Source organism: Pseudoalteromonas sp. 1181_04 (genome assembly GCF_052850545.1).
Map to the genome: position 1 here is coordinate 188,618 of NZ_VXCS01000001.1, position 21,570 is coordinate 210,187.

Here is a 21,570-nt window from a genome sequence, read left to right on the forward strand (position 1 = left end):
ATTAATTCTGCTCTAAAAAGTGATTGAGTTGCAGTGACTCAAAAATAATTTCGTCGTGAGAGAAAACACCAAAACCGGTGTCAGCTATATTGCCAGTCGAAAACTCGAGACTGATGTTATGGTCATTTCTAAACCAATCTTGGTCCCAACGTACTTTGATCCACCCTTGTGAAAAGTTACCTAATGGCAGCTGTTTTCGCCAACCTACACTGGTGATGTATTGCCATGTGCTATTAGGGCGATGTTTATCAGCAAACTTATAGTAACTGGTTAATCCGGCTTGGAAGATTTGCCCTTGATAATATTGATGCCAAGATGCGCCAAAACGCAAAATATCTAGGCTTGTCCAATCGGCATTGGACGTGCTGCCGGCGAGAAAATTAAAGTAACTATCAACCCACGGTTGATAGCGATATTGATATTCGCCTCGCCAACCATGCGGGTGATCTTCGCGATAAAAATTATAAATGTCTGAATTGAGTTTAGGATCAAATAAAAAGTCTTCAATATTAGCACTGCTGTAGCTGTAGAATGGACTTATTTGCCATTGATGACGATGACTTTCATCAATGCGCCAGATCTGACCAATCTGCACATAGGTATTAAATGCATATTGGCTGTCAGTGTCTGCTTGACTTGGTTGCCATGTGGTTTGCAAGGCGCTGTCGACGTACCAAGGACTGTCATGATCTTGCCAAGAATGATAGCCATCAATCGAAAATAGTTCGCTATCTTGTTCGCTCAAAGAGTAAGTAAGATCAAGACGATACCAATTCTCATCGTCACTTAATCGAAACCTAGCGCCAACATCCATACTATGACGAATAGGGACGTTTTCGCTAGATTCAAAAATACCTCGGCGGTCATAATTAATAAATGCTTGCCAGCTTAAGTCGTCTGGATGAAACTGTGCGACCTCAGTTTGCAGGGCACGCTGAGCAACGGGCAGTTGGTAAATTACGGTGTTTGCGAAGCTGTTTTGCTCGGCTTCAAAATTAGATATTTTATGATTGCTTTCACTCAATTGCCAAGTATATAAGCGAACGTGCTTGATGCTGTCGGTGCTGACTTCTATTTTACCTGCTGGGTGGAAAAAGCTGCGTTCAAGGCGTTGTTCAAATTCACCAACAATACTGCTTGGGAGCATTTGCTCGAGCTTAACTAAGCGATCGGCTGGTAATTGTGCGATTAAATGCCGCTCTGGCAGAACAGTGTAAAATAACAAGTTATTGCTAAGCGGTAAGTCATACCAGCGACCATTACGGTACTCTTGTGCGCTGATTGTCATCATTTGTGATAAATAAGGATTAAGCCATTGCAACGAGAGCACATTATCGGTTAGCTCAGTTTTATTAAAACCAAATGCAGTTGGTTTATCAGGTTGTATTGACCAAACTTTTTCCGATGTGGCTAATTTTATTGCAACGTTCGCGACATTCCCTTGGGATAAGTCAGCCGCTGCAGATAACTCTGCGACCGAAAAATGAAAGTTTAAACGAATTTGTTCTGAGCGGGTTTGGCTCAAGTCAATATGTAAATCATGATGTGGGCGTAAGACTAATCCTTGCGTAAAACCGCCTTGGCTACTGGTACGCAGTAATTGGTCGCTATAGCTACTCTCATCTTGAGAATCCACAGCAATGAGTTGCGTGCCAGCAAAGTCAGTATAGTCTTGTAGAGGAACCCACTGGCCATAACTTTGTATACGTGAAAATAACTGCGCGAGTTGTGGAGGTAAGCTCAGGGCATTTACTTTCGCTAAAACTTGCGTGTACTCATTGGTGGTTAGCGTTTTATCCGCTAACTTAAATAAGGTATTATTCAATAACGTCTGCATGTTGATATCGGTGTCATATAGCAACGCCATAAATGGTGTTTGCCAAAAATAGCGGGTTGCCATATTTTGATAATTATACGTTGTCGTCAATGGCTGCGAGAGTATTTTATAGGAAATAAATGTTTGTTGATCACTATATAAGCGAACTGACTCACCAGCTTGTAATGTGATCAACGCGTCACTGGAGATCGACAGCGGTTGAGCATCATTGCGTAATAGGGTTTGCGAGTTAATATCAGAAAAAATTGGCAGTACAGTGTGTTGCGCTGATTTTGATGATTGCGATGTCTGTTGTGCAAACAACCAGCTCATTTTATATTGACCATTTTGAACACTGGTACTGCGCGCTCTTAGGGCAATTGTGAGTGGTTGGCTTTGCGCTTTGAATGTTACCGCTTGGCTTTTATTAACCACCAGTGCTTGTATTAACCCCGTTGGGCTGGCAAGCGTTTGCGTGCCTGGGTAATCAAGTTCGTAGCTGGGCTGTTGAATATCTGCTTCGCTGTAATCGCGCCAATTTAATTTTGCAAAGCTTGTTTGCAATGCCGCTTGATTAGGTAAGTCATGACTTAACCACAATGCGAGTAAGTTTTTTTGTTGTTTGATTGCAAGCGCAATCAAAATGTTCCTACATGGCGCTAATAAATCTAAAGCATTGGCACATAAACCTTGCAGTTTATAGTCTTGCTCTAATGCTTGATATTGTTGTATCAACTGATTGCCAGCATAGGATTTGATAGCCACTTCTTGGCTGCTTTTGTAGAGCCCTTCAAGGTAGCTTTTGGCTAAAGCGTCGCGCCCTTGCGCCATCAAAATAGTGAGACGCAATTGCCACGCTTTAATTGCAATATCTGTATTGGGCACGTTGACTAATTTTTTAATTAATTGCAGTGCCTGAAGTGGATGCTCTGCCATTAAATACTCAGCTTCACCGAGTTGATGTTGCCAATGCATAGTATCAGTGGAAGTTATTGCCGCAGTTTTTGTTTTCAGTGGTTTATAAGGGAGCAGTGCGGCAGTAAACTCATCACCGATTTGGCTAATTTGCTGGGCCAATAAGTTATGAATAAGATTACTTTTTTCTTTTAGCGTACCTGCTTGTGCATAGAGCAATTCATTATTTGGTAAATCTAGTAATTGATCACTTTGCATTACGTATTCAATTGGTTGGCGCTGTTGCTGAAGATTCTGAATGCTTAATTGAGTTGTTGTTAAAGGCACGTTTAACTCAAAAGCGGCAAAATTTTCGCTTTTTAGCAAGGTTAAATGCCATTTTAAGTTACCACTGCGAACTAACAATTGGCTATCGACACTGCTGCGCGCATGCAGTGTTATCGTCGTTCTCACGCGCTGTTTATTGTTTAGAGAAAATTGATGCTGTTGCTGGCCTAATTGATGTATTTGCGCATAGTGCTCTGATAGTACAGGGTAGCCAGTATCATCAACCATCCGCAGTCCGCTAAAGCTATCAAACTGCTTAAATTGACTATTAAAGTACGCTTTATCCTGCGACTTCGGAACAAGAAAATCGCGAGATGAAATTGTGCTAAGTAAATCTTGATAACGACGTTGCGAAAGTAATTCACCACTTTGATAAGGTGAATTGTTTAGCTGTGATAAGTCGTGTTGAGAGTAGATAGCACGCAGCGTGTTGTCTAAATTATTAACCCAATATGGTTGAAACAAACGTTCTTGTTGCTTATCCATTGCTTGATCATCAAAAATTGCTCTGTGATTTTGCTCAAGTTTAATATAAGCGTCTGTTTCACTACGTATAGTTAGATATTCACCTTTATCTATTGCTAAGTAATCGGTATTGGCCAAACCAATGTGTTGGTCACTATACTCGCTGGCGCGACTGGCAATAACACCGAGCACACTGATCGGTTGCTCATTTACATAGGTATAGACTTTGCCGTTAATATCTTTATTTAGTAAATCTTTGCGCACAGTTAGTTTTAATTTTTTAGCGTGTTGAAAGTACAGTTTTACTTTTTCGCCCGCTTTAAAGTGATAATAATGCTCAATATTTTGACCATATTGTAAACGAGTTACCGCTCGTGGTAGCTTTACGGCGCGACGGAAGCTATCACGGTGACGGTTTGTTTCACCGACCATTGCCGTTAAGGTTACACCTTCATCAAGGTGATTGGTGATTTTTAAAATGCGGTTATATGATGCAATCGGTAACTGACACTTGGCTTGTTCACAGATAAAATCGCGACTCACATTGAGTCTCTGCTGGGCAAGGTGACTGGTCCCCGAGCTGTAAATAAACGAATTAAATGTTGTACTATCCAGCTCCAGCCATTGACCTTTTGCCAGCCAAAGATAACGACTTTGTTTAGCTTCAAAATACATCGCTTGCTGAGATTTATCTAAATGCACGTTAGGTGTCACATTTAGCCACATAGGCGAACTCAAAATATTGTCATTACTGGCTAAGCCGTGTGGGCTCAAAGTAAGCAATAGGCTGAAAATAATAGCAGTTATAGCGTAATGCATATTTTAAATTGACTCATCAAAGTAGGCTGTTGAACAAGTTGCGCGCGTAATATATCACTTAATTCAATATGGAAAAATTCGCCATTGCTTGGCAGAATTTTATTTAAAATATTTTTTGTGCCGCCAAGCTCTGTAACTTCTAACGGATATACATAACTGGCAAGTTGTAATTTGTCAGTTAAACACTGGCTTATTTGCTGTAATTTAGCTGTAGCTGGCTTGGCACCATGACTGATTATTACATCACTATTGCGTGCTTTTTTAGTGTGTCGTTTTTTTGGATCAAAGCCGTGTATCTGATAAATAACGAACTGATCGACTGTGTTGGCGTAGCTTTGAATAAACGCATTGGTAACACTGTAGTGGTATTTACCTAGATCACTTTTTTGTCCATCAGCTGCAAGTGTATTGCGATGTATGGTATTGGCTAAGAAAACCTGGCATTCAGTAAATAGAGCCATCGCAATAGGGTAGCTGTGTTTGTCAAAATAGCGGTGCGGAGCATAGGCAATACACTGACTGCCACTCGACTGGTATTTTATTTCTCCTGCTATAACGTGTTCATCTTTCGTTACTAAAGTTAACGCTGATGTTAGTTCGTTGCCTTGCGCCAAGTTTGTTTGCGTGCTCAGCCATTGCGCTAGTTGGGCTTTTGTAACCGCATAGGCACCATTTTGTGATGACGAACTAGCGTAACTTGCGCTAGTTAATAACAGTAATATTATCGCAAGTAAGCGTTTAGCTTGCATCATCATTCCACCACCTTATTTTTACTTCTTCGTTAGCGTACTCTTCTAATACTGCGATCCAGACGGTTTTATTGCTTGTAATGGTTAAACTGTTGAGCGCACGAACATCAGCATTGAGCTGTTGAGTAATTGCCGGGTAAGCAAATAGTTGACTGTCTTTTGGATGGATCAAAAAGGCATCACTTAAGCGGCTCGGCTGAAGTCCATAGCGCTTGTTTGCAATACTATAATCATGGGTTAAGCCACTTTGGTATTTAGCACGTTGAGCAATATCGAGGATAATGCTCTGCTCAGCATAATGGCTGTACGCTTTTAATACCACACTGTACGGGCGTTGCGTTGGATATGCTAATTTTAGTGGTGTATTTGCCGTAAGTTTATACAACCGTTGTTTAAGCCACGGGCGTTGCCCTTGCCAGTTTTGATAAATTTGTTGGGCATTTTTTTCAATACTTGCCAGTTGTTCAAAGTCAGTGTCTACTAAATTTACTTCTCTGGCTGTTTTGTTGTTTAGTTGATAAACCACACTGCCTGGATCTGTACTTGGCGCATTAGTCGCCGCTTGCAGCAGATGCTTATTTTGCAATGGTGCAAAGTTATAAGGGCTGGGCTCAGTAACTGGGGTAAAATATTTTGTTGGGCTATTGACCAATGCGACATTAGAGATCGGTAATTGTTTAAACAGCTCTCTTGATTGATAGAAACTGTCTTTAATTAGGATCTCTGGTGGCTCTTGGAAAACTCGGATATTGACGTAACTATCTTGTTCAGTAAAGTCGTAATGGTTATCAGCTTGTTGCTCATACCAAGCGGCAATATCATGAAAGTTTGGATCTTCAATACATTTCGTATGGCATACCGTACGTTGATAGTTAAACTGGCTATTACGTGATTTGACACGTACAAGAGTCGGTTGCTCAGTTGTAATTACCAATGCCGCTGCACGTTCGTTAAGACGTAAATAAAAGCTATTTGCTTTAGGGATTTTTTCTCGTTGTGTGGAATCTAGAATAACTCGATCAAATTCAGATAATTCATCGTCATAAGAAATAGTAAAGGTATCAATTGGCTGATTATTTTGATCATAAACAATCACAGTAGCATGACCTCGACTAGATGATCTGAGATCGATGTTAATATCGCTACTTCCTTCAAGTGTGAAGCGAGCATTTAATAAGTTACTTATTTGATAGTAACCATCTTGTGCGGTCGTTAACGGTTGTAGTGAGCTAAAAGACCAATTACTTAACAGTGGCTCGGTGCTGCATATAGTTACTAAACCAATATCTAATGGCTCGGTAATAAAGCTCAGTGGCTGCGCTGTATTTGCGCGATAAAGCACAGTATGTGGTGCAATAAACTGACTTAAATCATACCAAGTTAAATTGATTTCAGCTGATTTGTCCAGACTGAAAATAAGCGAATCTGGCTGTTTTAGTTCAATGCTCGCACACAGTGTCGCATCGGTGTAATAGTCATTTAAATTAAGTTGTTGCTGCGCAAAGTCATAAGTAACAACATTGTAGGGCAGCGTTTCATATAAAATGTCGGCTTTAAAGTCGATCCCAGGAATACCTTGTGGAGCAAGTTTTAGCCATGAATAGGTAACTGCATTGTTTATTTCTGTGGTTGATAACGCATTAACCCCAATACTGTGATATGCGCTGCTTCGCTCTCTTCGCTCTAATGGTAACTTGAGCCACGCGCTGTATTTATCATCATTATCGTTATGTGTTTTAGCATGGACTCGCACTACAACTCCCATAACTTGGCTATCTTCGCTAATTAACTTTAATGATACGCTGGTAACGTTCTTTAATTGTTCTGGGCTGATATAAAAAGATTGCCCAGATGAGACCTGTAAAGCTTGCCGATTTTCAATAATTTGCTTTATTTGTTGCTCATTGTCGGGAGGTGTTAGTTTTGACGCATGGTGATAGACATGACTACTAATTACTTGTTGTTTTTCATTTAAGAATGCGTATTCAATGGCATAGTTTATCGGTTTATCTAAATCCTGTGGTTCAGAAAATATCGCATTTGATAATACTCGGATCGAGTGTGTTCTAGTGCTAGAAAACGAAAAAATCAATGGTTTTTCAGTGCTTAGCCATTGAACGTTAGAGCGTGTCTCTTCATCCGAACGGCTAGTTATAGGTTCAGCTGACTGTATCCACAGATAAAAACTAAACAGCGCAAAACTAAGCCCAGTAAGTATTAGGAGCAATATGAGTATTTTTAAGAGTCGTTTAATAAATTGCATACGATCCCTCAATCATCATAGTGTTAAAACGGTTTTGGTCAGTGAGACGGTTTGTTATCGGATTAAAAATTGCCAACAGCTTACCTTTTTGTCTGATCGCGAGGGCATACTCTTGGCGGCCTTCAAATTCAATTGTTTGTAATTCACAGTTAGCGAATGGTTTACATAGTTGTGCCAGTGCCGTCAAGCGTTGCGTGCTGGCATAATGCTCAATCGTTTTTAAAAAATGACTTTGCTGCTGTGAACTTACAGCTTGCCAATTGGCAGGCGATAATGTGGTTATATTCATTACTTTAATTGTTGGTTGCGCTGAAATCGCGAGCAAGCGTTGTAAAAGACTTTGCTGGTTAACAGAAAATTGCTGTTTAAAATCAGATGCAAGCCACAGGGTTGCTAGTTCGCTGTGGGGAGCAAATATTTGATAGCCAGATTGCGGCGACGTACCAAGCTCTAAACCTCTTGTCGCGGTTTGGCCTTGCACAACTTGGTAATCAACAGCCAAATCTTGCAAACTGTGATTAAGTGTTTGTAAAAGATGCTGGTGGGCGTTATTTGATTGCGTATATTCAAAAGCTAGGGCGGTGGGTCTGATCCATGATGGTGCACTGTGACTACGAATTTGTAAGTTTAAAATGGCATTATTTTGTGCAAACCGTAAATAGCTTTGATGAACCACATTAAATAATGAATCAACGTTATTGGGTAATAATACATTCGCTTGTGGATGCGCATAAGGATGGGCACCGGCGATCAGTAAATGCTCTGCCCGGCTATTTACAAATAGTTCAGTGGCAAACTTTAAGGTATTACTTTCAAATAATGGTCGCGGTACTTCAATATTAAGTTGGGTACTTGATGTCAGATTGATGACATAGAAACCTTGACCATAGGCTATTGCAGCCCCATCAACGAAAGGGGCGATAAGTAAAAAGCGACCTTGCGCGTTATTGAGTAATGTTAGCTGATAGCCCATTAGTCTGGCTGTGGCATTAATTTGATTTAGTTGATTGATTATATTCTCATCTACATCTTGATCCGTCAGCTTAGTTTTTAAACGGTATAGAGGGTGTAATATTTCAAATTCCCACAAGGCGGCTTGATTTGCCGTTAATGGTTTATAAGCGCCACTGCCTTTAGCGGTAATGTTGTCAGCAAATAGCTCAATCACTTCATTCAGGCTCTGCGTTGCATAGCTAATTGCGTTGTCCTCGTTATTACTTTCATCACGAGATATGTTAGCTAATAACGTAGTGTAGTTATCACTATTTAAAAACACTTCAAACAGCTGGCCATTAAAATTTGCTGCAGGTAAAGAGCTATTGGTTGCTTGACCAAAAAAAGTCTCTTGATGTCCTAATAGCTGTTGGATCAAACGTTGGCTGAGTGAGCTTGGTAACTGATTGTAAATCCAATACTGACTTGTTGCGCCGACAGGGGTTTTGATTAACAAACGATTTGTGCGATTGTTAACTTCCCGTACTTGAAATAGTTGCTCAAGCCCCAGCGCTTCAATAAATGCTAAATAATAAGGACTTTGTTTATTATTATGAGTTAATTCCGTCGTTGGTGTAGCACTGGTACCAAATACTAAGGCACGACTGTCAAAGTGTGAAAATATAAGCCCCGCAGAGTCGCTCGCTAAACTTTCTGAAGTGGGAAATGGTACCGTGACTATGAAATCTGCGCTTGGTTTTCGAGAAATAACAAATAACCCGCGTTGCGAGGTTTTTCTAGCATCGCGAATGTAAATATAACTATCATCAAATTGCAATTGAAAATCAAGTTTAGCTAAGCGCTGTTTATTCAGCAGTAAGTTTTCTATTGAATTAGGGGCTTTATTAATTTCATAAATCGCTTGTTTAAAGTTATTTTTGTCCTGACTAGCTTGATAACTGCTGATGTCTAGTTGTCCTTTATTGCTCGTATAAAGGTAGCTTTTATATTCACTGATCTGTTGACCAAGAGCGCTGACTTTGTTTGTGCTTTGCAATTCTTTAATGTCAGTTGTAACAAATAAAGAAGGGATAAACATGATAATAAAGCCGATCACAATGGCTAACGCACCGCCTAGGATTGAAGTTTGAAAGGTGGCTCGGATCACTAAGCCTAGTGCGCTTTTTTGATATATTTTTAATGCTAAAAGCGTAGACAGCATATAACCAAAAGCAAAGGTATCGGTAACTTTTATTTCAGGGTAGTAGTGCACCACAAAATAATTTAAAAATAACTTATAGATAAAACCGATATTGAAGAAAAATAGCAATAATCTTGCACCTTCAATATTGGCATTACGTAACCGCGTAAAGTTTAATAGCGAAGCACCAATGATCAGTATAATGGCTGTTTCTGCAAAGGATGTGAGCAATTTAGTTGGCTGCATAAGCTGCAGCGCCAATAATGCGGGTAGCATAATGCCATTAAATTCCCAGCCATATTTAATATTGGCACGCGACGCAATAAACGCAGTGATCACCAAAATAATATAGGCTTTTGGTGCCGCTATAATTGATGCGGCAACCGCTTCATACATAATTGCTAAATTGGCGATGCTAAAGTTAGTCATTGGCATGAGTGCAAAACGAACTAATAAGAAAGTAATTAGTAGCTGAACAATGGTAACTTTCATGCCGTACTTAAAGCCACCATTCCACATCACGTTGGCAGTGAGGGCGATAATAACTAACCCCAGGGAATAAAGCTGTGATGAATAATCAAAGGTTATATCCCAACCGCTGAGCACGTTAGCAATCAATGGCCAAAACAAAGTATCCATGACTACACGCACTAAAATACTGATCAAGATAATGGCAAAAAAGCGGTCACGACCAAACATCTCGGCGTAGCCAAATCTTTGCATTACGTACTTAGCGCTAAAGAGCATTAAGCCATACACTACTACCGCTTCAATTAAGATAACGGCGGCTGAGGTTGGGCTAACAATAAGTAGTGGCACTAAATAACCAGGCACAACAAGCCCAGTAAGCGGAAAACCAAATCGTAAATTTAACAAACAAACAACAGTAATGCCTATCCATACAGTGGTGATCACCGATTGACCTAAGCCACCACCTGCTGGAAACAATTGTAAAATAAAATCACCCACTAGTTGATGGCTCCATCAAGTTTTGAGCGTAAAATTGCTGTTGTTTGCATAATGAATCACACAGTTGTTTGCTGTTGGGCATTTGCTCAATAAAAAACGCAATATCAATAAACTCAAATAAAATACCTGAAACCTGAAATGGCTCGCCAGATGCATTTTGTAGATGACTTGCATCCATTGCTCGAACATTGAGTATATAGGTATTTTCATCAAGCTTAGCTTGAAGATAAATATCGCCTTTTTGTAAGGTGATAAAGCGTAATTTACCTTTCGCGGTTTCAGTATCTAAATCAGTAACTAAGCAGAGCAAATCCAATGCTGTCATATCAAAAATAGAGAATTGATGCTGCGCAGCTAGTTTTTCTAACGATTTGTTTATTTGCACCACTTGACCAAATAAATTAAATAATACAGTCGCAGAGCGAACATTATTAAACACATGCTCTAAGGTCGTTAGCTTTTGTTCCATTTCCGCTATCGACGTTTTCACTTGCTGGCTGAGCGGTTCTTGTAATTTCAAAGTGAGTAGTTGAGATAGGGCGCTATCATTAGCATTATTTTGTGATTCAATAATTCGATAATGGAACAGTAATTCACCCACTTGTCCGGCAAAGGCATTTACATTGCGCTCAAATGCTTGTTTGTTAAATTGTGCATCAGGCATTACTGTCATTGCCCAAAAACCACGCACATCACCGGCATAGATAAATGGCACGATATATTGCAGCTCACCGTCACTTAGCTCATTAAAAAATGGGCGCAAAATTGGCACAACACCAAATTCTTTTAAAGCATCTGAATATGGCGCGCGCTTATAATCGCGGCGCATTTCTTTAATATCACTAAGGTGGCAATTGACGGCTCTTATTTCGGTTAGTCGGTGATCGCCTTCTTTACGCGCTAAAAATATCGATTTATTCAAAGCAAGTTGTTGAGTTACCAAGCGAATAATCGCATCCCAAGGCGAGCTTTGAGAAATAAATGACTTTGGTAAATAGCGCCCAGCCATTTTCTGTTGAATATTCCCAATTAGGCTAGTGAGCTCCCTGTCTTCGTTGAGTTTTCTAACCAATATTACCCACACTAGTGTAATAAAGGTAAAAATGGTCATCTGGCCAACGGGTAAAAATAAATGCTGAAACACTAAAATAAAATACCCTAAGCCAAACCAACATATACTTGTTAGCACTGCAATTACGATACTGTAACTAATTGATAATTTTTGAAAAGCGAACAGCAGTAGTAAAGAAATACTAAGCAGCAGTAGGGTGCTTTGCCATAGTGTCAGTAGCGATATGCTGCTTTGCTTATCAAGTGTATCGGCAATATAAGCAGTAAGTAATAAATAGTTTGATGTCTGGGTTAATTTAGGCGCATTAAGTTTTACCCCTAAACCAGCATTATGTTGACCGAGAATAATGATTTTGTTTTGTAACTGGCTGGCCATAATGTCCATTGTCATCAGCCGTTCAGCTGAAAACTTTGGCAGTGCAGAAGGGGCTAAAGCGAAGTTAAGCAATACACTTTTGCTACTATCAAGGTCGTTAAACAGTGTCGGCCAAATTGCCAGACATGAGCTGTCAGCCATAGCGGCTAATTCAACATTGTAGCCAGACCAATCGTTTATATGTGGTAGGCAGTAGTCATTTTTAGGGTGTGGGTAAAAAACAGTGTTTTGTGCCATGTCCGTCAAGGTTTTATTTACTGTTAGTTGTTCATTAGCAAAAACCAATACTGCTTTTGGTTGATAGCTTAATAGTTGTTGTACTAGTTCATTATGTTCGCGACTTAAATGCTCACTTTCAATGATCACAACATTGCTTTGCTGGCTTTGTGTAAGATTTGCTAAACGGCTATAGAAAAAGGCATTTGATGAATTAAACAGTGATAATGAATTTGAGATCACCACAATGATAAACAGGCAAATAGTAAGCCAAAAAGAACGCTGGCGTTTAAGTAAAAAAAACTGTTGTTTAAAAGCCACGATTAGCTCCAAAATAGAATAGAGATTAATTAAAGGTGCTATACGTTAGTTTAAACGTAACAGAAGACGTTGCATTTAAACGTAAAAAGTCAAATCCATGGATTTTATCCGTGCGCCACATCGTATCAGTGAAGTTTACTTTTTGTTGCCATGAAATCATTGCCATATCATCCAACGCTAAGCTTGCTTCGCCACTATTTGGCGCAAAGTGACGCAAGGTAACTTTAATACCGCGCGGTGGTAACTGTTCTGGGCCAAGTGTTAAGTCGTCAGAAGGCAGTGAAAAGTCATAGTTTAAGGCTTGCCAGTCATGGTTACCAGCCGGTTCAATATCGACCAATTGAGTAGAAAATTCAAGGCCATCCTCAGCGGTGGTATAAACTATTTTTGCGTCTAGTTTTCCGGCGTTTTCAGCTTTACTGTAACCAAACAAACTAAACTCCTTGAAGACATCAATTGAGCCATCATCATTAGGTAATTCCATTGCACGAATGGTTTGTCTAAATGGGAGCAGCGATGGCGTGTTATCAAACTGGGTGCGAGCAGAGCATAAGCCTTGCGCGCCTGAACGAGCACCACTTAAGCAAGGCGTTACGCTGTCGCCGGTGTGATCCCAACGAGCAACTTCTAGTTGTTCATCATCGTTATCCCAATCTTCAAAGTCACCGAAAATCATTAAATCGCGCCCTAAAGTGACATCACTTGGCGATCCGTCAATGATTTCAAGTTTAGATAAAAATGCTTTTGTTGATGGAGCAAAGTTGCGTAAATCTAGAATGCTTTGATTTGGGGTAACTGTAACTGTTTCCGTGTGCTGAGAAACAGTCGCTTGATCTGCGGTGAAAAATACATCGGCATAACCATCTCGTGGGATCAAGGTAATGTTATTATCAGAAAACTCAGCCAGACGTCGTAATAAATAATCACTCAAAAAACCATTGGTAAATTTAGGCTGATACCCTTCAACATAAATAGGGTAAGCAAAAGCGCGCTTCGTCATAGGAGATGCATCTTTGTCTACATTTACTAACACCGCAACACCAAGCAGCGTTTCTAAGCGGTCTTGGTCAAACACAAAATTGCCTAAGCCTAAAATGGCAGGTACGCCATTAAAAACTGCAAAGCCTTGGGCAATATGCGGATGATGAGCAACTAATAAATTGGTTTGTTGTTTGGATAAAGAATTAAACCTGCCTTTAATGTAACCGCTGGGTTGATAAGTGTATTCATCACCACCATGCATTTGGGCAATTACATAATCACTATTTTGCACTGCATCATTAAGATAGTTGGAGACTAATTCTGTTTCTGTTAAATCTGCGGCACCGCCTTTTGTGGCATCGGTAACATAGGTAATTGCATGTTCTTTACCTGTAATGGAGGTCGCTGAAAAAAGTCCTAACGTGAGTGTTCCCACATCCATGAACTTTGCTTGGTAAGCACTGGCTATGTTTTTCCCTGCGCCACTGTGAGCAAGGCCAGCGCTATCTACTTCAAGCAAAGTATCATTGAGGCCATCTTCTAAAAAGTCATACACATGATTATTTCCTAGTGCGACGTAATCAATACCAATGGCTTTGATCCCATCTAGCGTCTCAGGTAATGAAAAAAAGCTAAACTCTTTTGTTGGATGTGCTGCTTCAGGACTACTTGTTATCGGTGTCTCTAAGTTTACTGATGAAAAATCAGCAGCTTGAAAAAATGGTGCGACAAAATGTGTTAATGCTTGAGCATTTTCACTGGCTGTTGCTGGACGAATAAGTGCCCCTGCGACATCAGGGATCGCAGCCGTCATAGTTGCCAAAGAGGGATCTAAAAAGCGTCGTGCAAACATAGTATCGCCAGCAAATAGCAGGCTAACCGAGTTACTACTCTTAGCTGTTAGGGTCAGCTGTTGCTGAGCGTTATCAGCAGTAATTTTGACTGTAGCGACAGCAGGGAAGTAACTTTCATCAGCGATCATTAACCGATGGTTACCTGTTGTAATACCTGAGTAATTAATTTGCCCACTGGCATTTGTTTGATACTGCTGTCCTGCAAACTCAACCATGATGCCAGCCACACTATTAGCTTGCTGATCGGTTATTGTGATTACACCATTAAACGTTTTTTTTAAATAATCATCGCGCAGTTGTGCATCGCTCTTTTGGGCTTGTGTTTCGCCTGTATCATAGGGGTCTTCAACCTTACAGCCAGCGATAATTAGGGCTAAGCAGAGAATAGAAAAGAGTTTATATTTTTTAATTTTCAAACAAGCCTCGTTATCACTGTAGTTACATTTTTTAATATGTTTTCATTATACGGATTTTTTGTGGAAATGATATTAGCCAAGTATTTGAATTTTTCTAATATCATTCATGCTAAATTATAGTCAGTTGCCATAAAAAGTCTTTGCAATAATGGTTAGTATCATTTGTCCAAAAATCTTTACAATAGACTACCCAGCGATGGGTAGTTAGCGTATTATTTGCGACATAGTAGGTTTTCTCTTTTTGAGGGTGAAATGCGTTTAGATATCCATTGTGCAGACCGCATCGGTATTGCTCAAGAAATACTCAATATTTTAGTCAACTATCGCGTTGATTTAAAAGGTATTGAAGTTGATTCAATTAACTGTCGTATGTATGTGAGTTTTCCACCGATTGAATTTGAGCAGTTTCAAAAAATCATGCCCTCAATTCGATTAATTGATGGTGTGCAGGATGTACGTACCACCGCTTTTTTACCTTCTGAGCGTGAGCATAATGAGCTCAACACATTGTTGCGTGCGCTACCAGATGGTGTGATCTCAATTGATGCCAAAGGTTGGGTAAGGCTTTGCAACGATGCTGCATGTAAAGACTTACAGTTAACTGAAAAAGAAGTTATTGGTTCAAATATTAATAATCTATTGAAAGGCTTTAACTTTACCCGTTGGTTAGAAGGCAAAGAAGTACTGGGACAAACAACCCGGGTTGAGGTGGCTGGTGAAGATTTTATCGCGGATATCTTGCCAATCGCAGTACCACAAGGCAACGAAGGTGATGTATTAGCCGGTGCGGTGATCAACATCAAATCACAAAGCCGTTTAGGTCAGCAGGTAAGTGCGTTTCGTCGTTATGGTCAAGAAAGCTTTGCAACTATTCACAACTTTAGCACTGCGATGCGTCGTGTGGTTCGTGAAGCGCGTAAAATGGCGCAACTTGAAGCTCCGATACTTATCACTGGTGAAACCGGTACCGGCAAAGAGTTACTGGCACGCGCTTGTCACTATGCATCTAATCGTTCTGTGAAACCTTTTATCGCTTTATCGTGCGCTTCACTGCCTGATGATGTTGCTGAGTCTGAATTATTTGGTTATGCCGGTTATGAAGAAAATGCAGCGCCAAAACGCGGCGTATTAGAGCAAGCGGATGGTGGCACGGTATTTTTAGATGAAGTGGGTGAAATGTCTACCCAACTTCAAACTAAGTTACTGCGCTTTTTACAAGATGGGACATTTCGCAAAGTTGGCGATGAGAACGAAGTAAAAGTAAATGTACGCATTATCGCCGCCACGCAAAAAGATTTACCCGCGATGGTACAAGAGGGTACGTTTAGAGAAGATTTATATTATCGGATCAATGTACTGACTTTAGAAATTGCTCCATTACGTGATCGTAAAGCTGATGTAGGGCCACTTGCAGAACATTTTATTCAAAAATATGCGCAGCAAAATGGTCATGCAATTCCGGAACTATCTGCAGAATGTTTGTCGTTTTTACAAGATTATCCTTGGCCGGGCAATGTCCGCCAATTAGAAAATGCGATATACCGTGCGGTCTCGTTATTAGATGATAACGAGCTGCGTGTTGAGCATTTACAATTACCTACATTTACCCATGATTTAGGGTACTTGGAGTCTGATTTTGAGGGCTCGCTCGATCAAGCTGTAAAGCGTTTTGAGGCTACATTATTACGTAAGTTGTACCCTGCTTACCCAAGTTCGAGACAGTTGGCTAAGCGTTTAGGGTTAAGTCATACCGCAGTTGCAAATAAGCTACGTGATTACGGCATTAATCGTAAAACGGTAAAAGTGTAAACTGACTCAAATCAACAGTGTTGGGTACTATTGCTTAGTACCCATATCTTTGGTTACACCGTCAATAGCGACAGTATCGATACCCTCAGCGGTGAACTTAATTAAGATACTGATGTTATTACGGGCAAAAAAGTAATCTTTGTTATCTAAACTGATAACATAATCCCCTTTTACCGCGCCTTTATATTGACGTTTTTCAAGTTTGATTGTGTGTTCGCCAATTTCCCAGCTGAATCCTTCAATAAAGCCATTATTAAATTCTTGCACCCACACTTGTTGCTCGTCTTTTGCTAAAGTAATAGCAATGGAATAGGATTCAGGTAATTGCATATCATAGCTTTTTTTACCTATAGTAAACTTGCTATTTTGTTGCTGCCAAGCAAACCCAAATAGAAACGGCTTTTCAACCCCAGTTGGATAACGTACGTTTCCTTCGCCTGGATAGTTAAAGTCGGCCATCGCGCTGGTACTCATCAATGCTAATACCACACTTAAATAAGAAACTGATTTTTTCATCATTTTTCTACTATTATTTATAATCAGAGAATTTCAGAGTAGAGCAGAATATTCTCCAATGCAATACGCTATGCTACACTCACAAAATTGTTAACTGGTAAGACCTTTATTGTGAACTTATATTTTCGTCTTTTATTATTATTTTTTAAAATCAAACGTAACCGTGATTATCAATCATTGTTAGACACTGTGGATATAGATTACAAAGCGCTGCCAAGTGATTGTGATATCAATTTACATCTTACTAACTCTCGTTATTTAGCAATGATGGATTTAGCTCGCACTTGGATGACTGAGCGAGTTGGCTTGCTTGAAACGATTATGAAAAAACGTTGGTTTCCTATCGTTAACGCCACAGCCATTACTTATATTCGTGATATTAAGCCAATGCAACGCTATACCATTAGCACGCGCTTAGTGGGTTGGGATCATAAGTATTTTTATATTGAGCAAAAATTTCATTCCGAGCGTGGCTTGCATGCGATCGCCTATGTAAGAGGTGTGTTTAAGCGCAAGCGAGGTGTCGTCAGTGTAGAAGAAATGCTAGAGGCGGTAAACTTCGACGGTGTTGTGCCTATATTACCAGCGGAAATTATGCACTGGAAAGAAATGTTAGAGCAGAAAAAAATAACAAATCTTCCCAGCTGATTTTACACACACAGATAAAAAGGCCATCAGGCCTTTTTAGAGTATGTTTAAAAAGCGTATTTAACCCCTAACATGGCAACTACAGGGTCAATTTTTACTGTTGAAGTGAGGGCTTGCTTGCCACCGGCATACACAGTTGCATCGGTTTCAATATCCATGATTGATACCATTGCGTGTACGCCCCAGTTTTGATCTAGCATGTAATTGAAGCCTGCTTGGGCTACAAAACCAAATGAATTATCAAGCTTGACTTCAACGTTATCGGTACCCAGTACTGTTTTTAGTGCAGCTGAAGGTTGCTCATCAAAAAACACTGTGTAGTTAATACCCACACCAACGAACGGACGAAATGCTGAAGTGCTTTCTAAAAAGTGATACTGAGCGATTAGTGACGGCGGTAATTGCTTAATATCTGCTATTTTATTGCCAGCTAAACCACCTGCGCCATTAACTTCATGAGAAAAGGGTGTTGCAGCAACCAATTCTAGAACCCACTGATCGTTAAATGCATAGTCAACTGTAATACCTAGTTGTGTATCCGAGCTACCTTTTAAGCCTAAACTTGGATCTTCATTGATCGCTGAGCTGCTATTGTCAGGGTTAACATTAATAGCACCGACATTAACGCTTAAGTTTGCACTGGCGAAAGGAGACGCGATTAAAAGTGAGGTGAGTAACGCTGCGCTAAGTTGTTTTTTCATGCTGTTCTCCGAGAACTACTTTTTTGAATTGACGCTATTATCAGCCAAAAAAAAAATATAAAACTGTTCTAGATCAAGCTTTATAACAGGGTATAAAACGGCGCAGCGTTTGTTTGATTTAGATTAAGGTTTACTTAATTGACGTTTAAAATCGATTGACAGTGCACTCTTTTTTATTGCTATTCATCAATAGGTCAGGAAAATAAGTTATAATTGCTGCTTAAAGCAAGGGTATACAATGAACGAAACCAACCATCTTTTTCTGTCTGGCTCTATTAGCAAAGCACTGTTAAAACTTGCAGTTCCTATTATTCTTATCAACATTTTACAATCTGCCTATCAATTAACCGATGCGTTTTGGGTTGGTCGCTTAGGGGCGGCACAAGTTGCAGCGGTGTCAGTCAGTATGCCGGTGACTTTTTTAGTGATTGCGATTGGCTCTGGACTTGCGATGGCGGGGGCTATTTTGTCAGCGCAATATATGGGGGCTGGCCAACAAGATAAAGTAAACCATGTGGCCGCACAAACAGTGTTAATGGTGACTGTGACGGCCATTTTTTTAGGAGTTATCGGTTATTTGCTATCGCCTTACTTTTTACATTTACTGGGTGTTGAAGATGCCGTTTATAACGATGCTTTAAAATTTATGCATGTGTCATTTGTGGGGGTGGTATTTGTATTTATTTATGCCATGTTTCAAGCCTTAATGCGGGGTATTGGCCAAACCAAGGTGCCATTGATCATTGTTTCCGTAACCGTGTTGCTAAACTTTGTACTCGATCCATTATTTATTTTTGGTTATGGCAGCTTTACAGGTCTTGGGGTGATGGGGGCAGCGCTGGCTACATTGGTGACACAAAGTTTGGCAGCCATTGCTGGCATTGTTATTTTTATGCGTGGTCGCCATGGTATTAAGCTAAAATTATCAAGTTTCATTCCTGATTACAGTTATATCAAACAAGCGTTTTATTTAGGTGCACCAGGCTCTGTGGAGTTGTCAGCGCGTGCATTTGGTTTGATTATCATGTCTTTTTTAGTGGCTAGTTTTGGCACTCAAACCATTGCTTCTTATGGTGTTGGTTCAAATATATTACAGATGGTGATGATCCCGGCTATGGGACTCTCGATGGCTGTGTCGACCTTGGTCGGACAAAACATGGGCGCAGGTAACCCGCAACGAGCAGAGCAAATTACTAAGTTGGCGGTACTTTGGGGATTATGTGGTTTGTCTTTTATTGGGGCGATTGCATTTATATTTGCACCTTACTTAGTGGCATTTTTTATCCCCGATGATCAAGGTGTGATAGCCAAAGGCGCACAGTTTATTCGTGTTATGTGCTTAACTTGGGGCGGAATAGGCGTGCAATTATGTGTGGTGGCTGCATTTAGAGCATCAGGGAACATGCTTAATGCGATGTTGTTGGCGCTGTTTTCTCAATGCGTAGTACAGTTTCCGGTGGCGTATATTTTGTCAAAACACACACATCTGGGCGATCACGGCATTTGGTACTCGTTTGCTGTCACCAATGTGATCGTCGCATCGCTATCGTATTTGTGGTTTTGTCGTGGTCGTTGGCAACAAACAAAATTGACCAAAGATGATAAAGATATCGCTAAAGTTAGCCAAGAAGCATTCATCGAAGAAGGTGCACACTAATACCAATCGACTTAAATATTTAACCATTCTAGCGCGCTAAATAAAGCGCTAACTGCGTTAGTAATTTTTCATTTAAGACTGCATGGATGCAAGAGGTAGAGCAATGCAGGAGCAATTGCCGAGAACAACTACATGTCAAAATCTCTGCCTTGTTATCACTGTATTTTTCTGTCGCTATAAATGGTCAGTAACTTAAAACGATTAGTATAATCCGTGTTTCATAAAGCGGTCATAAATTCAGGTTGTAATGAATACACTCTCTCTTAATAAGGGTGTTAATTATGACTTTAGCTATCCAATCTCACACCACGAATGATGCAATCCACACTGATACTGTGGTCAGTTACCTTCAAAAGCTGATCCAATTTAAATCTGTTACACCACAGCAAGCCGGGGCAATAGACTGGTTAGCAAAGCAGTTAACAGACTTTGGCTTTAACTGTGAACAGTTTACCTTTAATAATGTTACTAACTTAATAGCTAAAGTAAGCTTTGGTGATGGGCCACGCTATGCTTTTTCGGGGCATATTGATGTGGTCCCCGCATCTGGAGGGGCGTGGCGAGCAGAACCATTTTCAGGTGATATTATTGATGGCGCGATTTATGGCCGAGGCGCTGCTGATATGAAAGGGGGCGTTGCCGCCATGTTATGTGCCAGTCGTGCATTACTAGCTAACGTAGCTGCAAAAAAAGGTACTTTTTACTGGTTGATCACCTCTGATGAAGAAGGGGAGGCGGAATATGGTTCACTACTGATTGCCGAGCGTTTAGCGCAACAGGGCATCCAACTTGACGGCTGCATTGTCGGCGAGCCAACCAGTCATTTGCATGTTGGTGATACAATCAAAAATGGCCGTCGAGGTGCACTCTCTGCGCGGTTAGTGATCAACGGCAAAGCAGGGCATGTTGCTTATCCAGAAAACACCATCAATGCAGCTCATCTTAGTGCAGAAGTAATCAAGCGCTTAACTAGCATAACTTGGCAGCGTGACGAGCCAAGCTCACATACGAGCTTGCAAGTAACCGGGATTAATATTGCTAATGTTGTCGATAACATGGTGCCAGCACGATGTGAAATGACATTTAATATTCGCTATAGCCATGGTTATAAAAGCAGTGATATAAAAAATGAAATTCAATTCGCGTTAGACGATTTACAAGCTTTGCTGAGTGTGGAATGGGAGCGCCCGTGTGAGCCTTTTTATACGAGTCATCAAACGCGTCGCTGTTTATTGACTCAAGTTGAACAAGCTATTTTTAATGTGACAGGCAGTTATCCTTTATTAAGTACCAGTGGCGGAACTTCTGATGGGCGGTTTTTTGCTAATGATTACACCCAAGTGATTGAATGCGGGGTACGAAATAATACCATCCACCAAGTTAACGAGCATGTGCCTATTAATGACTTACTAAAAATTGAGAAAATATATACACAGCTTTTAGAGCAGGTATTTAGCCTTATCAGCTGACTATAACGCAAGGCTATCATTAAACTGTTCATTATAAACAGACAATTTCTGACAATGTCCGACAAGCGCTGAGAGATG

General features: G+C 40.3%; 12 protein-coding genes. 4 read left to right on the forward strand and 8 right to left on the reverse strand.

All coding sequences use genetic code 11. From position 1 onward, the window contains the following. Nucleotide 1: 1 nt before the first annotated feature. The 6 genes from FW757_RS00850 to FW757_RS00875 are packed head-to-tail and all read right to left on the reverse strand — an operon-like array spanning nucleotide 2 to nucleotide 14,692. On the reverse strand, nucleotides 2–4,342 hold the full coding sequence (locus tag FW757_RS00850; RefSeq protein ID WP_257325480.1) for an autotransporter outer membrane beta-barrel domain-containing protein: 4,341 nt from the start codon (nucleotides 4,340–4,342) through the stop codon (nucleotides 2–4). Next, nucleotides 4,327–5,097: a hypothetical protein gene (locus FW757_RS00855; RefSeq protein ID WP_145237330.1), complete on the reverse strand. Its 771-nt coding sequence runs from the start codon at nucleotides 5,095–5,097 to the stop codon at nucleotides 4,327–4,329. Before FW757_RS00855 ends, FW757_RS00850 begins: the two co-directional genes overlap by 16 nt. Next, the gene (locus FW757_RS00860) at nucleotides 5,081–7,354 is read right to left on the reverse strand and encodes a hypothetical protein (RefSeq protein ID WP_446440748.1); all 2,274 of its coding nucleotides are present in this window, start codon (nucleotides 7,352–7,354) and stop codon (nucleotides 5,081–5,083) included. The genes FW757_RS00855 and FW757_RS00860 overlap by 17 nt, the downstream gene beginning before the upstream one ends. Beyond that, nucleotides 7,341–10,457, reverse strand: coding sequence for a poly-gamma-glutamate biosynthesis protein PgsC/CapC (locus tag FW757_RS00865; protein WP_182731089.1), 3,117 nt, complete (start codon nucleotides 10,455–10,457; stop codon nucleotides 7,341–7,343). The genes FW757_RS00860 and FW757_RS00865 overlap by 14 nt, the downstream gene beginning before the upstream one ends. Beyond that, nucleotides 10,450–12,441, reverse strand: a complete 1,992-nt coding sequence (locus FW757_RS00870; protein WP_182794078.1) for a hypothetical protein — start codon at nucleotides 12,439–12,441, stop codon at nucleotides 10,450–10,452. Before FW757_RS00870 ends, FW757_RS00865 begins: the two co-directional genes overlap by 8 nt. A gap of 25 nt (nucleotides 12,442–12,466) precedes the next feature. Then, nucleotides 12,467–14,692: a CapA family protein gene (locus tag FW757_RS00875; protein ID WP_220493209.1), complete on the reverse strand. Its 2,226-nt coding sequence runs from the start codon at nucleotides 14,690–14,692 to the stop codon at nucleotides 12,467–12,469. A gap of 252 nt (nucleotides 14,693–14,944) precedes the next feature. Here FW757_RS00875 and tyrR point away from each other — a divergent pair, with 252 nt between their 5' ends. After that, nucleotides 14,945–16,501, forward strand: coding sequence for a transcriptional regulator TyrR (gene tyrR, locus FW757_RS00880; RefSeq protein WP_149980819.1), 1,557 nt, complete (start codon nucleotides 14,945–14,947; stop codon nucleotides 16,499–16,501). 27 nt (nucleotides 16,502–16,528) lie between these two features. Here tyrR and FW757_RS00885 read toward each other — a convergent pair whose 3' ends face one another. Then, complete coding sequence (locus tag FW757_RS00885) at nucleotides 16,529–17,020, reverse strand: hypothetical protein (protein WP_446440749.1); 492 nt, start codon at nucleotides 17,018–17,020, stop codon at nucleotides 16,529–16,531. 108 nt (nucleotides 17,021–17,128) lie between these two features. Here FW757_RS00885 and FW757_RS00890 point away from each other — a divergent pair, with 108 nt between their 5' ends. Then, a complete protein-coding gene (locus tag FW757_RS00890) occupies nucleotides 17,129–17,665 on the forward strand; it encodes a thioesterase family protein (protein ID WP_149980818.1) in 537 nt (178 codons plus the stop codon). Between the two features lie 47 nt (nucleotides 17,666–17,712). Here FW757_RS00890 and FW757_RS00895 read toward each other — a convergent pair whose 3' ends face one another. Continuing rightward, nucleotides 17,713–18,366, reverse strand: a complete 654-nt coding sequence (locus FW757_RS00895; protein WP_149980817.1) for an OmpW/AlkL family protein — start codon at nucleotides 18,364–18,366, stop codon at nucleotides 17,713–17,715. Nucleotides 18,367–18,604: 238 nt separating this feature from the next. On the opposite strand from FW757_RS00895, the gene FW757_RS00900 reads away from it, so the two are divergent. Together FW757_RS00900 and dapE are read left to right on the forward strand one after the other, a co-directional pair. Next, nucleotides 18,605–20,023, forward strand: a complete 1,419-nt coding sequence (locus tag FW757_RS00900) for an MATE family efflux transporter (protein ID WP_182717071.1) — start codon at nucleotides 18,605–18,607, stop codon at nucleotides 20,021–20,023. A 281-nt stretch (nucleotides 20,024–20,304) separates the two neighbouring features. Beyond that, nucleotides 20,305–21,492 (forward strand): succinyl-diaminopimelate desuccinylase, encoded by a 1,188-nt coding sequence (dapE, locus tag FW757_RS00905; protein ID WP_446440750.1) that lies wholly within the window; start codon nucleotides 20,305–20,307, stop codon nucleotides 21,490–21,492. The last annotated feature ends 78 nt before the right edge of the window (nucleotides 21,493–21,570 follow it).

Coding starts and splice junctions, on each gene's coding strand:
- FW757_RS00860 (WP_446440748.1), bottom strand. CDS start 7,354: ATGCAATTTATTAAACGACTCTTAAAAATACTCATATTGCTCCTAATA.
- tyrR (WP_149980819.1), top strand. CDS start 14,945: ATGCGTTTAGATATCCATTGTGCAGACCGCATCGGTATTGCTCAAGAA.
- FW757_RS00900 (WP_182717071.1), top strand. CDS start 18,605: ATGAACGAAACCAACCATCTTTTTCTGTCTGGCTCTATTAGCAAAGCA.
- FW757_RS00855 (WP_145237330.1), bottom strand. CDS start 5,097: ATGATGATGCAAGCTAAACGCTTACTTGCGATAATATTACTGTTATTA.
- dapE (WP_446440750.1), top strand. CDS start 20,305: ATGACTTTAGCTATCCAATCTCACACCACGAATGATGCAATCCACACT.
- FW757_RS00850 (WP_257325480.1), bottom strand. CDS start 4,342: ATGCATTACGCTATAACTGCTATTATTTTCAGCCTATTGCTTACTTTG.
- FW757_RS00885 (WP_446440749.1), bottom strand. CDS start 17,020: ATGATGAAAAAATCAGTTTCTTATTTAAGTGTGGTATTAGCATTGATG.
- FW757_RS00895 (WP_149980817.1), bottom strand. CDS start 18,366: ATGAAAAAACAACTTAGCGCAGCGTTACTCACCTCACTTTTAATCGCG.